Source organism: Kitasatospora sp. NE20-6, assembly GCF_045862635.1.
Window position 1 is genome coordinate 17,166 of the sequence record NZ_BPRL01000077.1, and the last position, 21,019, is coordinate 38,184.

General features: G+C 76.5%; 20 protein-coding genes. 8 read left to right on the forward strand and 12 right to left on the reverse strand.

What is annotated here, in order from left to right:
* Nucleotides 1–171: 171 nt before the first annotated feature.
* Nucleotides 172–531 carry a hypothetical protein gene (locus SNE206_RS35150; RefSeq protein ID WP_407917634.1) on the reverse strand — a complete coding sequence of 120 codons (360 nt, stop codon included), beginning with the start codon at nucleotides 529–531 and terminating at the stop codon, nucleotides 172–174.
* A 315-nt stretch (nucleotides 532–846) separates the two neighbouring features.
* Here SNE206_RS35150 and SNE206_RS35155 point away from each other — a divergent pair, with 315 nt between their 5' ends.
* Nucleotides 847–1,284 (forward strand): hypothetical protein, encoded by a 438-nt coding sequence (locus SNE206_RS35155; protein ID WP_407917635.1) that lies wholly within the window; start codon nucleotides 847–849, stop codon nucleotides 1,282–1,284.
* Between the two features lie 74 nt (nucleotides 1,285–1,358).
* On the opposite strand, the gene SNE206_RS35160 is transcribed toward SNE206_RS35155, so the two are convergent.
* The 6 genes from SNE206_RS35160 to SNE206_RS35185 all read right to left on the reverse strand — a co-directional run bounded on the left by SNE206_RS35160 (nucleotide 1,359) and on the right by SNE206_RS35185 (nucleotide 8,471).
* Nucleotides 1,359–2,951: an MFS transporter gene (locus tag SNE206_RS35160; RefSeq protein WP_407917636.1), complete on the reverse strand. Its 1,593-nt coding sequence runs from the start codon at nucleotides 2,949–2,951 to the stop codon at nucleotides 1,359–1,361.
* A gap of 192 nt (nucleotides 2,952–3,143) precedes the next feature.
* The gene (locus SNE206_RS35165) at nucleotides 3,144–4,712 is read right to left on the reverse strand and encodes an FAD-dependent oxidoreductase (RefSeq protein WP_407917637.1); all 1,569 of its coding nucleotides are present in this window, start codon (nucleotides 4,710–4,712) and stop codon (nucleotides 3,144–3,146) included.
* 51 nt (nucleotides 4,713–4,763) lie between these two features.
* Nucleotides 4,764–5,549, reverse strand: a complete 786-nt coding sequence (locus SNE206_RS35170; RefSeq protein WP_407917638.1) for an alpha/beta fold hydrolase — start codon at nucleotides 5,547–5,549, stop codon at nucleotides 4,764–4,766.
* Between the two features lie 46 nt (nucleotides 5,550–5,595).
* Nucleotides 5,596–6,054: an SRPBCC domain-containing protein gene (locus SNE206_RS35175; RefSeq protein WP_407917639.1), complete on the reverse strand. Its 459-nt coding sequence runs from the start codon at nucleotides 6,052–6,054 to the stop codon at nucleotides 5,596–5,598.
* On the reverse strand, nucleotides 6,051–6,410 hold the full coding sequence (locus SNE206_RS35180) for an ArsR/SmtB family transcription factor (RefSeq protein WP_407917640.1): 360 nt from the start codon (nucleotides 6,408–6,410) through the stop codon (nucleotides 6,051–6,053). Before SNE206_RS35180 ends, SNE206_RS35175 begins: the two co-directional genes overlap by 4 nt.
* Before the next feature lie 123 nt (nucleotides 6,411–6,533).
* Nucleotides 6,534–8,471 carry an FtsX-like permease family protein gene (locus SNE206_RS35185; RefSeq protein ID WP_407917641.1) on the reverse strand — a complete coding sequence of 646 codons (1,938 nt, stop codon included), beginning with the start codon at nucleotides 8,469–8,471 and terminating at the stop codon, nucleotides 6,534–6,536.
* A gap of 157 nt (nucleotides 8,472–8,628) precedes the next feature.
* On the opposite strand from SNE206_RS35185, the gene SNE206_RS35190 reads away from it, so the two are divergent.
* Both SNE206_RS35190 and SNE206_RS35195 read left to right on the forward strand, forming a co-directional pair.
* Nucleotides 8,629–9,921, forward strand: a complete 1,293-nt coding sequence (locus SNE206_RS35190) for a sensor domain-containing protein (protein ID WP_407917642.1) — start codon at nucleotides 8,629–8,631, stop codon at nucleotides 9,919–9,921.
* Nucleotides 9,922–9,944: 23 nt separating this feature from the next.
* Nucleotides 9,945–10,577, forward strand: a complete 633-nt coding sequence (locus SNE206_RS35195) for a LuxR C-terminal-related transcriptional regulator (protein ID WP_407917655.1) — start codon at nucleotides 9,945–9,947, stop codon at nucleotides 10,575–10,577.
* Nucleotides 10,578–10,665: 88 nt separating this feature from the next.
* On the opposite strand, the gene SNE206_RS35200 is transcribed toward SNE206_RS35195, so the two are convergent.
* A complete protein-coding gene (locus tag SNE206_RS35200; RefSeq protein ID WP_407917643.1) occupies nucleotides 10,666–12,057 on the reverse strand; it encodes a GH1 family beta-glucosidase in 1,392 nt (463 codons plus the stop codon).
* Between the two features lie 305 nt (nucleotides 12,058–12,362).
* On the opposite strand from SNE206_RS35200, the gene SNE206_RS35205 reads away from it, so the two are divergent.
* Both SNE206_RS35205 and SNE206_RS35210 read left to right on the forward strand, forming a co-directional pair.
* Nucleotides 12,363–13,388 (forward strand): LacI family DNA-binding transcriptional regulator, encoded by a 1,026-nt coding sequence (locus SNE206_RS35205; RefSeq protein WP_407917644.1) that lies wholly within the window; start codon nucleotides 12,363–12,365, stop codon nucleotides 13,386–13,388.
* 133 nt (nucleotides 13,389–13,521) lie between these two features.
* Nucleotides 13,522–14,442 (forward strand): Rieske 2Fe-2S domain-containing protein, encoded by a 921-nt coding sequence (locus SNE206_RS35210; RefSeq protein ID WP_407917645.1) that lies wholly within the window; start codon nucleotides 13,522–13,524, stop codon nucleotides 14,440–14,442.
* A 41-nt stretch (nucleotides 14,443–14,483) separates the two neighbouring features.
* Here SNE206_RS35210 and SNE206_RS35215 read toward each other — a convergent pair whose 3' ends face one another.
* Entirely contained in the window at nucleotides 14,484–15,221 is a 738-nt protein-coding gene (locus tag SNE206_RS35215; RefSeq protein ID WP_407917646.1) for an SAM-dependent methyltransferase, read from the reverse strand.
* A gap of 131 nt (nucleotides 15,222–15,352) precedes the next feature.
* Between SNE206_RS35215 and SNE206_RS35220 the strand changes: the two genes are divergently transcribed.
* Nucleotides 15,353–16,999 carry a CHAD domain-containing protein gene (locus tag SNE206_RS35220; protein ID WP_407917647.1) on the forward strand — a complete coding sequence of 549 codons (1,647 nt, stop codon included), beginning with the start codon at nucleotides 15,353–15,355 and terminating at the stop codon, nucleotides 16,997–16,999.
* An 83-nt stretch (nucleotides 17,000–17,082) separates the two neighbouring features.
* Nucleotides 17,083–17,436: a hypothetical protein gene (locus tag SNE206_RS35225; RefSeq protein WP_407917648.1), complete on the forward strand. Its 354-nt coding sequence runs from the start codon at nucleotides 17,083–17,085 to the stop codon at nucleotides 17,434–17,436.
* A 50-nt stretch (nucleotides 17,437–17,486) separates the two neighbouring features.
* On the opposite strand, the gene SNE206_RS35230 is transcribed toward SNE206_RS35225, so the two are convergent.
* A complete protein-coding gene (locus tag SNE206_RS35230) occupies nucleotides 17,487–17,945 on the reverse strand; it encodes a carboxymuconolactone decarboxylase family protein (protein WP_407917656.1) in 459 nt (152 codons plus the stop codon).
* A gap of 271 nt (nucleotides 17,946–18,216) precedes the next feature.
* Here SNE206_RS35230 and SNE206_RS35235 point away from each other — a divergent pair, with 271 nt between their 5' ends.
* Nucleotides 18,217–19,071: a universal stress protein gene (locus SNE206_RS35235; RefSeq protein ID WP_407917649.1), complete on the forward strand. Its 855-nt coding sequence runs from the start codon at nucleotides 18,217–18,219 to the stop codon at nucleotides 19,069–19,071.
* Between the two features lie 136 nt (nucleotides 19,072–19,207).
* Here SNE206_RS35235 and SNE206_RS35240 read toward each other — a convergent pair whose 3' ends face one another.
* A complete protein-coding gene (locus SNE206_RS35240; protein WP_407917650.1) occupies nucleotides 19,208–19,888 on the reverse strand; it encodes a class F sortase in 681 nt (226 codons plus the stop codon).
* A gap of 72 nt (nucleotides 19,889–19,960) precedes the next feature.
* A complete protein-coding gene (locus tag SNE206_RS35245; protein WP_407917651.1) occupies nucleotides 19,961–20,542 on the reverse strand; it encodes a sortase in 582 nt (193 codons plus the stop codon).
* Nucleotides 20,543–21,019 lie beyond the last annotated feature (477 nt).

Consider the following 21,019-nt stretch of genomic DNA (forward strand, 5'->3'; position numbering starts at 1 on the left):
CGCCCTTCTTGCGTGTGCCCCGAAGGGAGGAGTGCACGCGGTCGTCCGGGGGTCGGTGCGGGCCCGTTCCGGCGGACCGTCCGTCCACGACGGGCAGGGCAGGCAGGCCGGGCAGGGTGCGGCGGGGTCGGCACAGCGGTACGGCGGCAGGGGCGGCCCGCCGGACCGGTGCTACCAGGTGGAACCCCCGACGGTGACCGCGGCGACCAGCAGGCGCAGCACTCCGGCGGCCGCTGCGGCGGGGAACTGCGCCGGGTGCGTGAACGGCCCCGCGACGAGGAGCACGGCCTCGTGCGTGCGCGCCGCGCGCCGCCAGTCGCGGCCGACCGCCACGTCGCCCTTCCACCACACCTGCCCGCCCGGCCGTTGCACGGTGACCAGCGGGGCGTCCAGCAGGACGCTCCATCCCGGCGCCGGGGCGGCGAGGGACTCCGGGCCGTCCTGCTGCCGGGCCCAGCCGTCGGAGGCGTCGAAGCCGTCCTCGGCGGAGGCGGTGCCCAGCGGCATCAGCAGGGCCGCGCGCTGGTGCACGAACTCCGGCCACGGACCTGAGGGTGGTAAGGCGATCGTGTCCACGTCCCGTCCTGGTCCCCCTTCGCGGGCACCGGCGTGCGGCCCACGGAGGCCCACGACGGCCCGCCTCGCCCGTACGCGCGCGATGTGCCGGACACGACGGTCCCGGTCGGCACCCCGTGCGGGCAAAGCGCACTGATTGTGCATCGGTTGACGGGTACGCACCGCTGCGCCCGGCGACCGGACCGGGCAGCGGTCCGGCCGGGTGTGCGGGCGGGGGAGGGCGTGCTCTACGGTGGGCCGCCGGATGCGGTCGCGAGGACGGAGCAGTGGGTGGACGTGCCGGTGCGGTTCCTGGTCGACCTGATGCGTGACCAGGTCGTCCCGCGGCTGGCGCTGGCCCGGGCCGGTCGGCGGTCCGCGGCGTTCACCCGGGGCAGCGGCGTGCGCGTGCCGTGCCGCCTGGCGACGGACTCCAGGCTGGAGCTGCTGGACGCCCGTTCGTCCGGCCACCTGCAGGTGGAACCGGGTGCGGCGGCCGTGCGGTTCACCGGCCGCCGTGCGGGGCGCGAGGTCGGTGTGCCGGCGGGCGGCCGCGTCGTGGTGGTCACCGGGGCCGAGCCGGACCGGTTCGCGGAGAAGGTCGGGCGCACGGTGACCCGCTACGAGAGCGTGCCGGGCCGTCCGGTCTGGATCGAGACGACCGCCCATGACGCACCGCTCGTCCAGCGGGCGCTGACGGGCACGGCAGGCGTCACGCCCACCGGGTAGCAGCACCGCGGGCGGGCCGACGGCGGGACGGCCACCGGGTCGCGCCCACCGGGTCGCGCCCACCGGCCGTCCGGTCAGCTCTCCGTGGAGGGCTCCTCCCGGCGGACCGCGTGCACGTCCTTCCGCCGGGCGGGCGGGGCCAGGCGCCAGACGAGGGGCATGACCAGCGCGGCCACGAGCGCGAGGAGGCCGGACAGCGCGATGGCCCGGGCGGTGCCGACGGCCTGCACCTCGTGGAAGGCCGCGGTGATCGCGTCACGGGTGGCCTGGTCCACCGAGGACATGATCTGGGAGGCCAGCGCCGAATCCGTCACCGCGTCGCCCAGCTGGTCGGCGTCGGCGTCGGACAGGCCGGCCGCCTTGGCCCGGTCGATCGCCTGGTGCGACTCCACGGACTGCTGGACGGCGACCGTCACGGCCACGCCGAAGGCGCCGCCGAGCATGCTGGTCACCTTGAACATGCCGGAGGCCGTCCCGGCGAGTTCCTCCGGCGGGCCGGCCACCGCGGTGTCGGACAGCGGGATCGACATCAGGCCGAGGCCCGCGCCGAGCACGAGCAGGCCGGCGGCCAGGATCGCGTACGCGTAGTGCCGGCCGATGACCGCCGCGACCAGCGTGCCCGCGCCCAGCAGCAGCAGACCGGCCACGACGGGCAGCCGGGCGCCGCGTCGGGCGGCGACCCGGCCGCCGTACGGGTTGAACAGCAGGATCGTCACGGTGGAGGGCAGCAGCAGGAGGCCGGCCGTGACCGGGCCGTACCCGCGGACCTCCTGGAGGTAGAGCGTGAGCAGGAAGCTGACCCCCGCGAAGACGATGTTCATCACGGAGTTGGCGACGAGGGCGCCGCAGAACGGCCGGGACGAGAAGAGCCGGAGGTCGACGAGGGGATCGGCGAGATGCTTCTGCAGGAGCACGAAGAGTGCGGCCAGTACCACCGAGCCCACCAGCAGGCCGATGATCACGGGGTCGTCGAAGCCCTCCTCCTGCCCGGCGGTGCACCCGTAGAGCAGGCAGAACGCCGCCAGGGCGCTGGTGGCCAGACCCAGCAGATCGATGTGCCGGGAGGCGCGCGGGTCGGTCGACTCGACCGCCGCGCGGTGCACCAGCCACAGGCCCACGAGGGCCAGCGGCGCGTTGATCCAGATCGTGGACCGCCAGCCGAGCACGCCGGTGAGGATGCCGCCGACGGCCGGGCCCGCGGCCTGCCCGACCCACGCGACGGCCATCCAGGCCCCGAACGCCTTCGGCTGCTCCTCCGGCGGGAACATCGGCGGGATCAGCGCCAGCGTGGCGGGCAGGATCATCGCGGCACCGACGCCCATCGCGGCACGGCCGACGATCAGGCCGGTGACCCCCGGTGCGAACGCCGCCACCAGCGAGACGGCGCCCATCACCACGAGGCCGATCTCCAGCATCCGCTTGCGGCCGAACACGTCGCCCAGCCGGCCCCCGGCGAGGACGAGGGCGCCGGTGGAGAGGCTGAACGCGTTGTTGGCCCACTGCAGATCGGGCAGCGACACCGCCAGCTCGTCCGAGATGGTCGGCACGGCCACGCCGAAGTCCGCGAACGACAGCCACACCATGCCGGCGGCCACGCACATGCCGGCGAGGGCCGTCCCCCGTTTCTCCGAGTAACCGTCGAGCGACGCGGTGGTCGAGTGGGGCATGGGGGCGGAGCTCCCGTTCTTCGGCCGGCCGGTGGCCGGGGCGGACCACCCAACTATCCGGGCGGGCGGCTCCGGCCGGGGCGCGACACCCTCGCGGCCGACCCCGGCTCCGCCCAACGGCCCCGCGGTCCGGCGAACTCAAGTCTCCCGGCGGGCCGCCCCGGCAGCGGATGCGCGGCCGGGTACGGCGGTTCAGCGGTCGGTGTCCGGCGACGGGTGCCCGCAGGCGCGGTTGAGGTCGTCCCAGTCGCAGAGCTTGACGCGGCTGCCCCGTCCGAGCTCCGCGGCGAGCTGCTGCTCGCGTTCGTCGATGCCCAGCCACTCCGTGTAACTCACGGGCCGCACACCGCGCTCCGCCAGCAGGTCGGTCAGCCGCGGCGCCGCGGTGGCGGAGCGCGACGGCGGCACGACGGGGTCCGCGGCCCGGTCCGCGAGGAGGGAGCGGACCGTCTGCGCGGCGTCGGACCGGTTGCTGCCGATCACCCCGGTCGGCCCCCGCTTCAGCCAGCCGGCGACGTACTCGCCCGGCCGCGGCGAGCCGTCGGGCGCCAGGACCCGCCCCTCGGCGTTGGGCACGACCGAGCGGCGCTCGTCGAACGGCACCCCGGGCAGCGGGGTGCCGCGGTAGCCCACCGACCGGAGCACGAGCTGCACCGGGAGCACCGTCCGCAGGCCGGTGCCGACCAGGAGGCCCGCCTCCGTCGTCCTGGTGCGCTCGACGACGAGGGCCTCCACCCGGCCGGTGCCGACGATCTCCACCGGCCGCGTCCAGAACCGGAACACCACCCGCCGCGGACGGCCCGGGTGCGATCCGTCCGGGCGCGATCCGCCCGAAGGTGCGCCGCCCGGGGGCGTGCGACCCGCCCAGCCGGCGAGCACCGCCGTGATGTCGCGGATCCGGCGGTCGGACGCGGCCAGCCTGCTGCTCGCGCCGGTCGGGTCGAAGGCGTCGAGGTCGGTCGCGGACGCGTCCACGACGACGTCGGTGCCCGGCAGTTCGCCGATCGCGCGCAGTTCCCTGGTGGTGAACCGGGCCTGTGCCGGGCCGCGGCGGCCGATGACGTGGACCTCCCGGACCCGGCTGGCGGCCAGCGCGGCGAGCACCTGCTCGGGTACGTCGGTGTCGCGGAGGGCGGCCGCGGGCTCGGCGAGGATCCGGGCCACGTCGAGTGCGACGTTGCCCGTCCCGATCACCGCGACGGACCGGGCGTCGAGCGTGAACCCGCCCTCGTCGGCGTCGGGGTGCCCGCAGTACCAGCGGACGAAGTCGGCCGCGGCCGCACTGCCCGGCAGGTCCTCGCCGGGCACCCCGAGGCGCCGGTCCAGGCTCGCGCCGGTGGCGTACACCACCGCGTCGTAGCAGCCGAGGAGCATGGCGCGATCCAGGTCGGTGCCGAAGCACAGCCCGCCGAGGAACCGGACGTGCGGGTCTTCGAGGACCTGCCGCAGGTGGTCGGCGATCGACCTGATCGACGGATGGTCGGGCGCCACGCCGTAGCGCACCAGGCCGTACGGCGTCGGCAGGCGTTCGAGGACGTCCACCTCGATGCCGTCGGTGCCGCCGTCCTGCGGCGGGGCCTGTTTCAGCAGCGCCTCGGCGGTGTACAGGCCTGCCGGGCCGGAGCCGACCACGGCCACCCGCAGGCCCGTACCGCCGGTACCTCCCGCGCGGCCCGTCCGGCCCGCAGGGCCGGCGGTCGCCGTCTGTGCGGGCGGCGTGCGCACCGCTAACCGCTCCCGGCGGGCGGCCTCGTCGGACACCTGGCCATGCCTTCATGGTGCCACCGCCCGACGCGGGCCGGGCGCCGGAGGTCAGCGGGCGCCGAAGTGTTCGGCCAGCACCGGCGCGAGTGCCTCGGCGTGCACGTCGTGGGTCTGGCCGTCGAGCACCCGGTGACCGGCCGCGGGGAGGGCCTCCGCGGTGGCCCGCGCGGCGATCCGCACATTCTCCGGGCTCGCCCCTCCGGCGAGCACCAGCGCCGGTGCGGTGACGGCCGCCGCCGTGGCGCGCGGCACGCTGCCGTCGCCGAGCAGGGCGTCGTCGTACGCGAGCGTGGGGGCGATCGCCTCCAGCGCGGCCCAGTCCGGCCGGGTGCGGAGTCCGGCGACGGCCGGGGCGGGGATGCCGACGCGGGCCATGAACAGCTCCACGGCGTCGCCGTGTCGCCCGGCCGCGAGCAGGTCGGCGAGCCGCGCGGTGTATTCCTTGTTCCGGGCGGCCTCCCCGGCCTCGGCCATGAACGGCGGTTCGTACAGCGCGAGACGGGTGATGCCGGGTCCGGCCGCTGCCGTGGCCAGGGCGAGGGCGCCGCCGGACGACATCGCGTACACGTGGGCGCGGCCGCCGGCCCGGTCGATCACGGCCTGCAGGTCCTCGACCTCCCGGGCGGCGGCGTACGGCGCGGTGTCCGTGCTCCCGCCGCGGCCGCGCCGGTCGTAGGTGTACACGGTGAAGGCGGTCCGCAGCAGGGCGGCCAGCGGTCGCGCGGGGCCTGCGGCCCGGTGGCAGAGGGCGCCGTCCACGAGGACGAGGGCGGGGCCGTCGCCGGTCCGCTCGTACGCGAGGGTGGTGCCGTCCCTGGACGTGGTGCGTGGCATGGTGTGCTCCCTGGTCCGGTGGGTGTGCCGATGGGTCCTCCGCAGGTCACGGGGCCTGCGGCCCGGTGCCGACACCGGCCACGTACGCGTCGAAGCGGTCGAGGCTCGTACGGAACCCGGCCTGCGCCTCGGCGCTCCGGTAGGCGGCCGGCAGGTTGCTCTGGCGGGTGACGACCTCGGTGCGTCCGTCGCCCAGGTCGGTGAAGGTGACGGTGGTCCGCATGCCGCCCTCGACGCCGGGCTCCACCCACACCAGCAGGTCCGGCCTGCGGATCTCGGCGTAGACGGCCTTCATGGTGTAGGCGTTGCCGCCGGCCCGGTCGACCATGGTGGTCTCGAAGGCCCCGCCGGGCCGCAGGTCGACGACGATGCCGTCGAGCGGCGTGGTGGTGCCGGCCGGTCCCCAGAAGTGCGTGAGGTGCTCGGGCGTCGTCATGCAGTCGAACAGCAGCTCGGGCGGGGCGTGGTGGACGCGCCGGTGGGTGAACTCGCCGGTCGTGGTCATGGTGTCGCTCCCTCGTCCGTGGCCGGGGCGGCCTGCAGGGTGCTGAGGTGCGCGGCGAGCCGGTCGTGGCGGTCGGCCCAGATCTGCCGGTGGCGTGCGATCCAGTCGGAGGCGGTGTCGAGGTGCACCGTCTCCAGCGCGCAGGGCCTCGCCTGGGCGGCCCGTGTCCGTGAGATGAGCCGGGCGTGCTCCAGCACCTTCAGGTGCTTGGAGACGGCCTGCTGGCTGATGGCGAACGGCTCGGCGAGCTCGTTGACCGTCGCGTCGCCCCGGGCCAGGCGCTCCAGTATCGCGCGCCGGGTCGGGTCGGCCAGCGCCGCGAACACCAGGCTCAACTCGTCCTCGATGACTGTCATACCGGCACCCTATGCACAACCGTCCACTTGTACAACCGTAAAGTTGTCGAATGGTGCGGAGCGGATCGGCGGGGAGCCGTCTCCGGTGCCCGCCCCGGCACTCGCCCCGGCACCCGCCCCGGGTCAGCGCGCCGCCGCGACGACCGGCCGCCCGCGCAGCGCCCACACGGTGGACAGCGCCGCGCACGGGACGGCCAGCAGCGCGAACGCCGCCGTCACCAGCCCGACCGGCTGCCACGGCAGGGCCACCGGCGCGGGCACCCCGAGCAGGGCCAGCGCCGCGTGCATGCTGCCGATCTGGACGCCCGCCACGCCGCAGCCGATCACGGCGCCGACGGCGACGACCAGCACCGACTCGGCGGTGACCAGCCGCACCACCTGGCTGCGGGTGGCACCGGCGAGGCGGAGCAGCGCGAGCTCGCGACGCCGGTCGGCGGTGGCCATGACCAGGGTGTTGACGAGGGCGATGGCGGTGTAGACCAGGGCCAGGCCGAGCACGAGGACGGCCCGCAGCCGGACGATCCGGACGTTCGCCGGGGCGCTCGCGGCCAGGAGGTCGCCGCGGTCGGCGACGGCCGCACCGTGCGCGGCGGCGGCGGTGGCGAGGAGCCGGGTGGCGGCGGCGCGGTCGGCGCCGGGCGCGAGCCGTACGTCGATGCGGTCGACGCGGGTGCCGGGCGCGTTGCGGGCGGTCACGTACAGGCCGTTGTCGCCGAGTCCGTCGCGCAGGACGGCGGCGACGCGCAGGGTCGTCCGGGTGCCGTCCGCGAGGACGACGTCCACCGGCGCGCCCACGGTGCGCCGCCCCCACTCCAGGGGCAGCACGATGCCGCCGTCGTCGAGACCGGCCACCGAGCCGGTGACCACGGGCAGCCGGGCGACCACGGCCAGGGCGGCGGGATCGGCCGCCCGCGCCTCGCTCCGGACGACGGTGCCGTCGGCCTCGACGATCGCGAGCCGCGTGGGCGCGGTGGGGGAGACGACCGTACCGGGCACGGCGCGCAGCGCGTCGGTGAGCGCGGTGGACGCGGCGGGCGCGGCGGGCGCACCGGGGAAGCCGTCGGGAGTGGCCTGCGGGGTGACGACGAAGTCGGCCGCGGTACGGGCCAGGGCCTCGGCCGCACGGGCCCCGCCCACGGTGGCCAGCGCGCCGGCCAGCGAACCGGTGAGCGCCACCGACACCAGGACGGGCGCGGCGATCGCGCCGGTGCGGCGCAGCGCCGCCGAGGCGTTCTCCCGGACCAGCCGTCCGCTGCAGCGGGTCCAGCGGGCGGGGAGGCGGGCGAGCAGCCGCAGCACCGGCCGGGCGATCACCGGCGCGAGCAGGCCGCACGCGGAGATCAGCACCATCGGCTGCACGGTGTACGTCTTGCGGTGGAGCAGGTCGGCCGGATCCGTGACCAGGCCGGAGGCGATCATGACCGCGGCCGTCAGCAGCAGTCCGAGGCCCCACAGCAGGCGGCCGCCGGTCATCACACCGGTGTCCAGGTCGGCCGAGTGCAGCGCGTCCAGCGGGCCGAACCGCCCGGCGCGCCGGGCGGCCACCGCCACCCCGCCCAGGGCCACCAGCAGGCCCGTCCAGAACGCCCCGTGCAGCGGCCACTGCTGGTGGCCGGTCGTGAAGCCGGGCGGCGCCATGCCGACGTCCGCCAGCCACCCGACCATCGCCGGGGCCGCGAGCCGGCCGAGCGCGCAGCCCGCCGCGGAGGCGGCCGCACCGAGCACGACGGCCTCCACGAGGACGGTCCGCCGCACCTGGGCCCGGGTGGCGCCCGCCAGCCGCAGCAGGCCGAGTTCGCGCCGCCGCTGCGCGACGACGTACGAGAAGGTCGACGCGACGACGAACGCCGACACGAACGCGCTCACCCCGCCCGCCGTGCCCAGGGCCGCCACCAGCGACACCACGGCCTCGCCGCCTGGCAGCGACACCGCCGCGGCCAGGCCGAGCAGCATCACCGCCGTCATCGCGACCCCCAGGGCCAGCGCGACGAAGGCGCCGACCAGCGACACCCAGCGGACCCTCAACGACTTCAGCGCGATGCGCAGCATTCCCATTCGCATACCGGAAGCCAACCGCCCGCGGACGGCCCGGTCAGCAGGCCTGGCCCTACCGCGGGAGGTAGGGCCAGGCCTACCGCGGCCGGCGCGGCGCCCGCCTAGGGTGGAGGCCGCGACGGCCGCCGGGGCCGGGGCGGCGGAGCAGAGCGGGGCGGGACGGATGCGCGACGGAACAGCGGGCGTGTGGCGGGAGCTGGCGCACCCGGCGTTCCTCCGGACCTCGCTGCCGTGGCGGGCGGCGGGCTACCTGCTGGCCAGCGGCACCGCGGGGCTGCTGCTCTGCGTGGGCCTGCTGGTGGCGGCGACGGCGGCCGGCGTGCTGGCCGTGGTGCTGGTCGGCCTGCCGCTGCTGGCGGCGCTGGCCCTGGTCGGGCTGCCGTTCGCGGCCTGGGAGCGGTGGCTGCTGCGCACGACGCGCCTGGCCGACACGGTGCCGGGCGGATCGCACCTCGTCCCCGGACGGCCGGGCCTGACGGCCTGGCTCCGGCTGCGCTACCGCGAGCAGGCGACCTGGCGGGAGCTGGGCTTCTCGGTGCTCGCCGCCTTCGTCCTCTGGCCGGTCGACCTGGTCGTCGCCGGCTGTGCGCTGGCCGTGCCGGGCTACCTGATCGCCGCGCTGCCGCTGCTCCTCGCGGACGGTGACCAGGTGAACGTGCTGAAGCTCTGGCAGGTCCACTCCCCGCTGGTGGCAGGGGCGTTGACGGTCGCAGGGTTCGCGGCCCTGGCCCTGGCCGGGTATCCGCTGACCCTGGTGGCGGCCGGCCGGGCGGCCCTCGCCCGCAACGTGCTGGCCCCGGCCGGGCAGGAGCTGCGGATCGGTGAACTCGTCAGCTCCCGCGCACGGTTGGTGGACGCCTTCGAGGCGGAGCGGCGGCGCATCGAGCGCGACCTCCACGACGGCGCCCAGCAGCGGCTGGTGGCGCTCGCGATGGCGCTCGGTCTGGCCCGGCTGGACGCCGAGCCGGGCAGCGCCCTCGCGGAGCGGCTCGCCGACGCGCACCGGGAGGCCGGTCATGTCCTGGAGGAGCTCAGGGAGTTGATCAACGGGATCCACCCGCAGGTGCTCACCGACCACGGCCTGCCGGACGCCTGCACGGACGCGGCCGACCGCTCGCCCGTCCCCGTGGAGGTCGGCTTCGAGCTGCCCGGGCGGCTGCCCCCGGCGGTCGAGTCGGCCGGCTACTTCGCGGTGTCGGAGGCGCTCGCCAACATCGCCAAGCACAGCGGTGCCGGATCCGCCCGGGTCGACGGCCGCCACGCCGGAGGGCTGCTCGTCATCGAGGTGTCCGACGACGGCCGAGGCGGCGCCGACCCCGCGCTCGGATCCGGCCTCACCGGGCTGGCCGACCGGGTCTCCGTGCTGGACGGCACCCTCCTGCTGAGCAGCCCGCCCGGGGGGCCGACCCTGCTGCGCATGGAGATCCCGTGCACGCCGATCGGCGCGGCGGCATGAGCGGCCCGGACTCCCTGCGCGTCGTGCTCGCCGAGGACGGCGTCCTGCTGCGCGAGGGCCTCGTCGGCCTGCTCGCCCGGTTCGGCCACCGGGTGGTCGCCGCCGTCGGTGACGCCGGGGCCCTGCACGCGGCCGTCGCCGGGCACGCGCCGGACATCGTCATCACCGACGTCCGGATGCCGCCGGGACAGACCGACGAGGGGCTGCGCGCCGCCGTCGCCCTGCGCGGAGAACGCCCCGGCCTGCCGGTGCTCGTCCTCAGCCAGTACGTCCAGCGCTCCTACGCCGCGCAGCTGCTGGACTCCGGCACCGGCGCCGGGGTCGGCTACCTCCTGAAGGACCGGATCGGCCAGGTCGAGGAGTTCGTGGAGGCGGTCGCCGCGGTGGCGGCCGGGGGCACGGTCGTCGACCCGGAGGTGGTGCGCCGCCTGCTGAGCCGGCGCCGCGACCCGCTGGAGCGGCTGACCCCGCGCGAGCGCGAGGTGCTCGCCCTGATCGCGGAGGGCCGCTCCAACGCGGCGATCTGCCGGGCGCTGGCGGTGTCGGAGGCCGCGGTGGGGAAGCACATCGGCAACATCCTGATGAAGCTCGACCTGCCGCCCGCCGAGGACACCCACCGCCGGGTGCTGGCCGTGCTGGAGTTCCTCCGGGCGTAGCGGCGGCCGCGCCTCCGGTCCGCCCGGTCCCGTCCGCGCCGCGGCCTGGCAGGTGGGGTCCGGTCCGGAGGCACGGCCGCCGCGCCTGCTACGGCAGGCCGTTGGCGGCGATCACCGAGGCGTACCAGGCGGCGCTCGCCTTGGGGATGCGGCGCTGGGTCCCGTAGTCGACCCGGACGATCCCGAAGCGCTTGCCGTTGCCCTCGGCCCACTCGAAGTTGTCGAGCAGGGACCACAGGAAGTAGCCCCGGACGTCGGCGCCGTCGGTGATCGCCCGGTGGAGCGCGGCGAGGTGGTCGCGGAGGAAGGCGATGCGCTCGTGGTCGTCGACGTGTCCGTCGGGCCCGGGCAGGTCCTCGTAGGCGGCGCCGTTCTCGGTGACGAACACGGGGAGGCCGGGGTGGTCGGCGGTGATGCGCCGCAGCACGGCGTGCAGCCCGTCGGGGTGGACGTCCCAGCCCATGGCGGTGACGCGTCCGCCGTCGGGGTGGAAGACGACGTCCTGGGCCCCCGGCCAGGCGCTCGGCCCCTGGGCGGGGTGGCCGCCGCTGACGGTGTGGGTGCTGTAGTAGTTGACGCCGACGAAGTCGATCGGGGTGGCGATCGTCTTCTCGTCCCCCGGCCGGATGTGGGACGTGCCGGCGGTCCTGTCGACGTGGTCGAGGATGTCCTGCGCGTACGCGCCGTGGGTGATCGGTTCGAGGAACAGCCGGTTCATGAGCAGGTCGATCCGGTGGGCGGCGTCCAGGTCGCGGGGGTCGTCCGTCAGTGCGCGCACGGGGTAGAAGTTCGGGGCAGGCCCGACCAGCGGCGGGTGGGCGCCGGCCCGGAGCCGCTCCGTCGCCAGGCCGTGCCCCAGCAGCAGGTGGTGGGCGGCGCGGAGGGAGGCGGCCGGGTCCTGCACCCCGGGGGCGTGGATGCCGCTGCTGTAGCCGAGGAAGGCCGAGCACCACGGCTCGTTCAGGGTGATGACGGTCGGCAGCCGGTCGCCCAGGTGGTCGCGGACGAGTTCCGCGTAGTCGGCGAAGCGCAGGGCGGTGTCCCGGTTGCGCCAGCCGCCCCCGTCCTCCAGCGCCTGCGGGAGGTCCCAGTGGTAGAGCGTGGCCATCGGTTCGACGCCCTGCTCGTCGAGGGCGTCGAGCAGCCTGCGGTAGAAGTCGACGGCCCGGGGGTTCACCGGTCCGGTGCCGTCCGGCTGCAGGCGGGCCCACGAGAGGGAGAACCGGTAGTCCGTCAGCCCCAGCCCGCCCATGAGCGCCGCGTCCTCGCGGTAGCGGTGGTAGTGGTCGACGGCCAGGTCGCCGGTGGCGCCGTCGGCGATCCGGCCGGGGGTGTGGGCGAAGGTGTCCCAGATGGACGGCGCCCGGCCGTCCTCGGCGACGGCGCCCTCGATCTGGTAGGCCGACGTGGCCGCCCCCCAGCGGAAGCCTGCGGGGAAGCGGAGACCCGCGGTCGGGCCGGGGCGGGCAGGAGTGCTCATGGTGGGGTCTGCTTTCCGGTCGGCGGCCGGCCGTCGTGGTGCGGTGGCTGCGGGTGCTGTGCTGGGCGGATGCTGTGCTGCGCGGGTGCTGTGCGGGGCGCGCGGACGCCGACCGGCCGCGGGCCCGGCGCGGGTCGGTCGATTCTCACGTGCACGGACAACGTTGTCCAGGGGTGGGCGGTCACCTCTCGGCGGTGTCGCCCCCGTACGCGGCCGGACCCTCGCACCACCGGCCTGCTGCGGGCCCGGAGTCGGCCCAGCGGTGGCCCCGGGGTCCGGTCGGAGGGCGCGGGGCCGTACGCTCGGTGGTCATGAGCAGCCGCCCGCCCGCCCGGCCCACGATGAAGGACGTCGCGGCCGCCGCCGGCGTCGGGCTCAAGACCGTCTCCCGCGTCGTCAACGACGAGTCCGGTGTCAGTTCCGAGATGGTCGTCCGCGTCCGTACGGCGATCGACGCGCTCGGCTTCCGCCGCAACGACAGCGCCAGGCTCCTGCGCACCGGGAGCACCGCGAGCATCGGCCTGCTGCTGGAGGACATCGGAGACCCGTTCTCCTCCGCGCTGTCGCGGGGGGTGGAACAGGTCGCCCGGGCGCACGGCAAGCTGCTGTTCACCGGTTCGAGCGAGGAGAGCGCCCCGCGCGAGCGGGAACTCGCCCTGGCGCTGTGCGCGGGCCGGGTGGACGGGCTGCTGGTGGTACCGGCCGGCGACGACCACCGCTACCTGCTGCCCGAGATGGCGGCCGGGGTGCCCGTCGTCTTCCTGGACCGTCCCGCGACCGGCATCGAGGCGGACGTCGTGCTCAGCGACAACGCCGGCGGCGCCCGCCGGGCGGTGGAGCACCTGATCGGGCACGGCCACCGCCGCATCGGCTTCGTCGGCGACCTGCCGCACCTGCACACGTGCGCCGAACGCCTGAGCGGCTACCGCGCCGCCCTGGAGGACGCCGGACTGCCCGTCACCGGCAGCCGGATCGTCACCGGCCCCACCGACCCGCGGAGCGTGGCCCACGCCGTCGCCCGGCTGACCTCCGGGCCGGAACCGGTCACCGCGCTGCTGACGGCGAACAACCGGGTCACCGTGGGCGCGCTGGGACACCTGGCCGGCCGGTCCAGGCGGCCGGCGCTGGTGGGGTTCGACGACCTGGAGCTCGCCGCGCTCCTCTCGCCCGGGCTGACCGTGGTGGCCCAGGACCCGGACGCGCTGGGCCGGACGGCGGCCGGGCTGCTGTTCGAGCGTCTGGAGGGCGACACCTCGCCGCCGCGGCAGGTGGTCCTGCCGACCCGCCTGATCGTCCGCGGATCCGGCGAGATCCCGCCGGACGCCGTCTGACCGGTCCCGCCACGGCTGCGGTCGAGGCCACGGCCACGGCCACGGCTATGGCTGCGCCTGCGCCTGAGCCTGCGGTCGCGGCCGCCGTGGCCGGCCGGATGCCGGGGGAGCGGCGAGGGTGCAGCGTTGTCCCATGGGCACTTTCGCTGCACGCATCAGGGCCGCCGCCCGGCCGGACGGCTCGCACGGCCCGGCCGACCGTCTGGTCAGGGCGCTGGACGCGGTCGGGGAGGCGGACGAACTCGACGTCTTCACCGGGCCGGTCCGCAGAGCGGTGAAGGCGCTGCCGCTCGGCCCGGTGCGGGACGTGCTGCACGGCCGTCCGCTCGGACACCCCCTGCACCCCGCCCTCGTCCACGTGTCCCTCGGCGCCTGGGTGTCCGCCGCGGTCCTCGACCTCGCCGGCGGGTCGGAGCGCCAGGCCCGGCTGCTCGTCGGCTTCGGCACGGTCGCCGCCGCGCCCACCGCCTGGTCCGGCTGGGTCGACTGGGCCGAGCAGCACGACCCGCAACTGCGCACCGGCCTGGTCCACGCGGCCTCGATGGCGACGGCGGCCGGCCTCTACGGCACCTCGTGGGCGGCGCGCTCCCTCGGCCGGCACTCCCTCGGCCGGGCGCTGGGGTTCGCGGGCCTGGCCGTGGCGGGCGCGGGCGCCGCGGTCGGCGGCCACGTCGCCCACCGGCAGGCCGCCGTGGCGAACAAGGCCGAGCCGGTGCCGTACGCCGTCGGGCCGGGCTGGCACCCGCTCGGACCGCTGGACGGCATCCCCGTCGGCGAGCCCTGCCGGCGCACGGCCGGCGAGGTGCCCGTGGTGGTCGTACGGGAGCCCGGCGGCGCGGTGCACGTGCTGGCCGACCGGTGCAGCCACCGCTCGGGCCCCCTCTCGGACGGCACCGTGGCCGACGGCTGCCTGCGCTGCCCGTGGCACGGCAGCACCTTCCGGCTGTCCGACGGCTGGAACGTCCGCGGGCCCGCCACGGCGCCGCAGCCGAGGTTCGACACCCGGACGGACCAGGACGGCACCCTGTACGCCCGGCTGCCGCAGGCGGACTGACCTTCTCCCCGTACGGCGGTCGCTGCACCGGCCCGCCCGTGTCACTCCACGGCGCGACGCAGGACGAGGGTGACGAAGCCCCAGGCGTCCCGGTAGTCGTGCAGCCACTCGCCGAGTCGTGCGGTGGACCACGCGAGCGCGTCCGCGGCACCGGGCGTGCCGGGCCGGTCCAGGCCCCAGGCGGCGAGGGTGCCCCAGCAGGCCCACTCGTAGGCGTCCAGCTCCTGCTGGGTGCTGACATGGCCGTCGACAGGAGTCCAGCCGTCGGCCACGACCCGGTCCACCGTGGCGGCGAGGTCGTCGAGGTCACCGAGCATCGCGACGGCCTCGGGCGTCGGCGGACGCTGCCAGAAGCCGGTGCCGACCAGGACGCTGCCGCCCGGGGCGAGGTGGGCCCGCGCGGCCGCCAGCGTGGGGACCAGACCGCCGAACGCATGCACGGCGCCCACGCTCAGTACGGTGTCGAACCGGTGCGGCGGGGCGAAGTCGGCGGCCGGGGTGCGGTGCAGGGTGAGGCGGTCACCCACCCCCAGGCCGACCGCCCGCTCCCGGGCGGTGGCCAGCGCGATTTCGGAGACGTCCACGCCCTCGGCGAGCACGTCCGGGCGGGCGGTCAGTGCGCGCAGCAGCCACTCCGCGGTCCCGCAGCCGAGGTCGAGGACGCGCGAGCCCGGGCGGGCGACGGCACGCCCGAGCAACCGCTGCACCGACAGGTCGTCCAGCGGGGCCTTGATCGGATGGGAGGTGTGCGCGACTGCCGAGAACTGTTCGTGATCCATCGGCGCAGCCTCGCAGCCCGAGGCCGTCGGCACACCTGGTTTTCGGCCGGCACCCCGGCCGCCGCCTTCCCGCGGTCGGGGCGGCGGCGGCCCGGGGGCGTACCCGGGCGGCGGACGGGCAGACGCGGAACATGCGTGCAGACCAGATCGAGCAGGAGCGGAAGTACCAGGGCGGACCGCTGCCGCAGCACCTCGACCGGGTGCCGGGCGTGGCGCGCGTGCTGCCGGCCGACCCGCAGGAGCTGGACGCCGTCTACTACGACACGGCCGACCACGCCCTGCTGCGCCGGGGCATCACGCTGCGCCGCCGCACCGGCGACCAGGACGAGGGCTGGCACCTCAAGCTCCCGCGCGGCCCGGACACCCGCGAGGAGATCCACGCCGCGGACCCGGACGGCACGGCTCAGGACGGCGCTGCCCCGGGCGGTGCTGCCCCGAACGGTGCGGACCCGGACGCGGGGGTGCCGGGCGCGAAGGTGCCGGAGGAACTGGCACTCCGGGTGGCCGTGTTCGCCCGGGGGCACGCGCTGCGGCCGGTCGTCCGCATGCACACGCACCGGCGCCGCCACCACCTCCTCGACGACGGCGGGCACGTCCTCGCGGAGATCACGGAGGACGCGGTCGAGGCCCGCGTCCCCGGCCCGGTGGACCACCCGGGCGGGGGAAACGGCCCGCCGGACGGCTCCGGCCACGGGACGCCCGCGACCGCCGCCTGGAACGAGATCGAGATCGAACTCGGCGACGGTGACACCGCCCTGCTCGACCACGTCGACGAGGTGTTCACCGGCGGCGGCCTGGCACGCTCCCCGCACCCGTCCAAGCTCGCCAGGGCCCTGGGCGAACTCGGGCGGACGGACACGCCGGGCGGCCCGCCGGACCCGCCCCCCGTACGGCTGCCCGCGGGCACCCCCGCCGCCGTCGTGGCCGCGCGCATCCGCGACCTGGTCGACACGCTCGTCGACCTCGACCCGCGGGTGCGCCTCGACGAACCCGACGCCGTCCACCGGATGCGCGTCACCGCGCGCCGGCTGCGCAGCGTCCTCACGGCCCACCGGCGGCTCCTCGACCGCGGCCGCTCCGACCCGCTCGCCGGGGAGCTGCGCCTGCTCGGACGGACGCTCGGCAGGGCCCGCGACCAGGAGGTGCTCGGCGAACGGCTGGTCGCCGCCCTCGACCGCCTCCCCGGCCCGCTGCGCGGCGGCGCCCTGCGCGGCCGGATCACCGCCCACTACGCCCGGCAGTACCACCGCGCCTGGCAGCAGGTGCTCGCCGAACTCGACGGCCCCCGCCACCACCGGCTGCTCGACGAGGCCGAGCGCTTCGCCGCCGACCCGCCCTTCACCGCCGCAGCACGGCGGAAGAAGGCCTCGGCGTACTTCTCCCGCACCCTGCGCCGCGAACAGCGCAGGGTCGTGCGGCGGCTCGACCCGGCCCTCCGGCTCGATCCCGGGCCGGAGCGCGACGCCGCGCTGCACCGCGCGCGCAAGGCGGCCAAGCGGGCCCGCTACGCCGCGGAGAGCGCCCGCCCGGTCGCCCCGAAACGTGCGAAGAAGTTCGTCCGGCGGATGAAGGACCTGCAGCAGGCCCTCGGCGACCGCCAGGACACCGCCGTCGCGCGCGCGGCCCTGGTGGACCTCGGCAGCGGCGGCGACGACGGCTTCGCCCTCGGCGTGCTGTACGGCCTGCAGCAGGGGGACGCCGCCGAGGCCGAGCGCCGGGTGCCCGCCCTGCTCCGGCGCGCCCGCCGCCGGGGCCTCGCCCGGCTCACCCGGAGATGAGCCGGGCGAGGCCCCGGCACGCGGTGGGGCCGGATGGCCCGACGGCGGGTGCGGTGCGGGTGGGCCCGGGCCACCGTGGAGCGATGGACCTCATACACGTGCTGGAACTGGACACCCCGTCGAACGTCCGCATCTGCGACACCGACGCCGCGGGCGCGGCGGCGCCCGTGCTGCGCGTCCACGCCGCCGCCCCCGACGTCGTCCAGACGCTGTGCGGGCGGGCCACCCGCAGCATGACCCGCGAACCGGCCCACGGGGGCGCGTCCGAGGAGTCCTGGTGGCCCGCCCGGTGGCGGCACCGCGTGTGCCCGGTCTGCGCGGTGCTGCTCCCCTCCACCGGGCCCGCGGTGAAGACCCGCCCCGGGCGGCGCCGGCCGGGCGGCCCCGGCCGGCACCGCGGGCCCACGCCACCGTCCGGGGGCCCGCCCTCCCCGTGAGGCGCCCGCCACCGGTGGCCCGGCTCCCGGGCCGGGCCGGTGGCCGGCCGTCAGGTCCACTGCTCGGCGGGCGACCTGCCCGGCAGCGGCTTGCCGATCAGGGCGAGCGGGATGAAGAAGTTGACCTGGCCGATGGCGATGGTGAGGGTCGTGAGCGCGGTCGGGTCGTAGTGCCGGGCGGCCTCGGCGTAGAGGTTGTCCGGCACCCGCTCGCCGTCCGGGGAGGGCAGGAGGACGGCGTCGACGAGGGCGAGTGCGGCCCGTTCGGCGTCGGTGAAGCAGGTGGCGTCGCGCCAGGCCGCGACGGCGCCGATGCGCTCCTCGCTCTCGCCGGCCTTGCGCAGGCCGGTGGAGTGCAGCACGGTCAGGTAGGTGCTGTCGACGATCTGTCCGGCCCGCAGGTGGACCAGGCCGATCGTCGACCGGGGCACGCTGTGGTTGCCGGTGGCGCGGAACAGCCACCCGCCGATGTCCTTCAGCTCCGGCACGAGCGCGGTCGGGTCGGACATCCGCGAAGCGGACTGCTGCGGGGCGGCGGTGGTGTCGGCGCCCGTGGTGGCGCCGATGGTGGTGTCGGTGGTGGTGTCGGTGGTCATGGTCGTCGTCCTCTGCGGTGGTGGGCGGTTGCCGTCACTGCTCCGACGGATCGCGTGGGAGAGATGTGACAGGACGCCCGGAAGATCTTCTGCGGGGCGGTCCCCGCGCGTCCCGCCGCCGACTTCCGCCGACGCGGCCCAGGATGGGGGAGTGCGGGTGCCCGGTGACGAGAGGACGGCGGACATGGCGGTCCGGTGCGTGGTGGCGGCGGTCGACGGCTCGCCGGAGAGCCTGCGGGCCGTCGACCGGGCGGCCGACGAGGCGGCGCTGCGGCAGGTGCCGCTCCGGCTCGTCCACGCCTGCCTGTGGGAGCGGTACGAGCGGGACACCCCCGACGAGGACGAGCCGCTGTCCGTCCGCAGGGAGGTGCGGCAGCTGCTCGCCACCGCGCAGGCCCGGGCGGCCGCGAGGCGTCCGGACGTCGTGACCGCGACGGAGGTCGTCCCCGAGGACCCGGTGCCCGCGCTGCTCGGGCTGGGCGGTCTCGCGCCGCTGCTGGTGCTCGGCCACCGCGGCCGCGGCGGGTTCGAGGGACTGCTCCTCGGGTCGGTCGGTCTCAAGGTCGCCGCGCGGGCCGATTACCCGGTGATGGTGGTCCGTGGGGAGGCACCGGCGCCCGGGGGCCGCGTCGGCCGGGTCGTCCTCGCGGTCGGCGACGACACCCCGGGCGGGGCCGTCGCGGAGTTCGCCGTCGAGGAGGCACGGCTGCGGGGCGCCGACCTGGACCTGGTGCACGCCTGGCGGCCCGACTCCCTGCTGTCGGGCACGTCCGTCCTGATGACCTCCGCCACTCCGGCCGACATCGCCGACCAGGTGCTGGCGGAGGTCGAGCTCCCGGACACCACCGGGCTGACCGTCCGGCGGCGGGCGGTGCGGGGACGGGCGGCCACGGTGCTGCTGGACGCGGCCGCGGAGGCCGACCTGGTCGTGCTCGGCGCGCACCCCCGGCACCGCCACGGCGGCCTGCAGCTCGGCTCCGTCGACCACGCGGTGCTCCACCACGCGCCGTGCCCGGTCGCCGTCGTGCCCGGCCCGTGAGGTGCCCCGCCCTGACGGGCCCCGTCCCCGAGGTGCCCGGTCGCCGTCGTGCCCGGTCGCCGTCGTGTCCTGCCCCTGACGGCACACCGTCCGCGACTGCGCGGCCTGCTGCCGGTCGGCCGCGAGGGCCGGAAGGTCAGCCCGTCACGTCGGTCAGCGACGCGTAGACCACGGTGTTGGCCGAGTAACCGGCCGACGGGCTGTAGCTGCCGCCGCAGGTGATCAGTCGCAGCTCGGGCGTGCCGGAGGCGCCGTACACCTTGTCGTCGGGGAAGTCCTTCTTCTCGTAGACCTCGACGGCGTCGACGGTGAAGACCGCCGTGCGTCCGTCCGTCCGGGCGATCTCGACCGTGTCGCCCTTGCCGAGCGCGCCGAGGCCGAAGAAGACGCCGGGCCCGTGGCTGGTGTCGACGTGGCCGACCACCACCGCGGTCCCGGCGGAACCTGGCGCTGTGCCGTCGCCGTTCCAGCCGGCGAGGGCAGGACCGTCGGCGGGCGGGGGCGTGAGCGTGCCGCCCGGGGAGAGGCCCAGCCGTGTCACGGGGCTGTCCACCCCGATCGCCGGGATGCGGAGCCGGACGGGGTCCGCCGGGGGCAGCGCGGCCGCCCCCGGCGGAGGTGGGTCCGGGGCAGGATCGGACGGCGTCCCCGCGAGGGTGGGGCCGGGGGAGAACGCCTGGGCCGCGGACGGCTGCGGCGGTGCCGTCGCACGGGCCCCGTCGACCATCAGCCAGGGACCGGCCACCAGGGCCGCGCCCAGGAGCAGGGCGGAAGGGGCGGGTGCGCGCCGACGCGCACCGGTGCTCTTGCCGGGCATGGTGATCGGTCCCTGGTCTCGCGGTGGGGTGGGCCGCCGGGCCCGGGTCACGGCCCGGCGGCGGACGGTGCGTCAGCGCCCGGAGGAAGCCTGCTGCGGGCGGCGGTTGCGGAGACGGACCGCACCGCCCACGCCGGCGGCCGCGAGGAGCGCGGCGCCCAGGGCGACCTGGCCGGTGCCGCCGCCTGCGGTGCCGCCGGCGCCCGCATCGACCGCCCCGTGGGGCCGGCCGCTCTCCTCACGGCCCTCGCCACGACCCTCCTCGCGACCCTCGCCCCGGCCCTCGCTGCCGCCCTCCGTACGGGCCTCGACGCGGACCTCGACCGTGCCGCTGGTCTGGATCCGCGGCGGGCACTTGGCGATGACCTGGTAGGTACCGGGAGCGGTGTCCTCCGGAACGGTGAACTCGCCGCTCAGCCGGCCCTTGCCGTCGCTCTCCGTGAGATGGAAGTCGCCGCCCGCCTCCGAGTTGCCCTTGCCGTAGGTGATGTCGGCGGCGCAGGCAGTCGTCGTGACCCGGACGGTCGACCCGGGCTGGACGACCGCCGGACTGATCTCGATGCCGGCCCCGGCCTCCGCGGCGGCCGCGGGGACGGCGATGCCGACCGTGCCGACCGCCAGGAACGCGCCGGCGACCATACGTGCGATGTGCATGGGTGTCCTTTGTTCGAGCACGCTCCGGGCCGACTGCCCGAGGCATGAGGGGTTCCACCCCAGAGGCAACCGACAGTCCGTCACCTCGGCAACCTGGCAGATCGTCATCTCCCGCCTGAAGCGCCGGGCGGGCCGCTCCTGATCCCTTCGTACGCGGGCCCGTGGCGGCCTGCGGGGCGTGCCCGCGAAAGTCGGACGGCAGGCGGCAGAACGGGTGACAGGGCGTCAGACGGCGGGACGGATCGGCCCGTGTCCCGGCCCGCGGTGGCCCGGGTCCGCGGCCCCCTCCGGACCGGCCGGTTACGGACCGGCTGCTGCGGTGTCGGGCGCTGCGGTGCCGAGCGCTGTGGTGCCGGGCGCGTCCGCGGGGGCCGTACGCCGGGTCATGCCGTGCGGGGCGGCGTGCTCACCGAGGAGGGGCCGCCGGGATGCGGTGCCGGGTCGGGCCGGACCGTACGGCCGGGCCGTGCTCCGCGG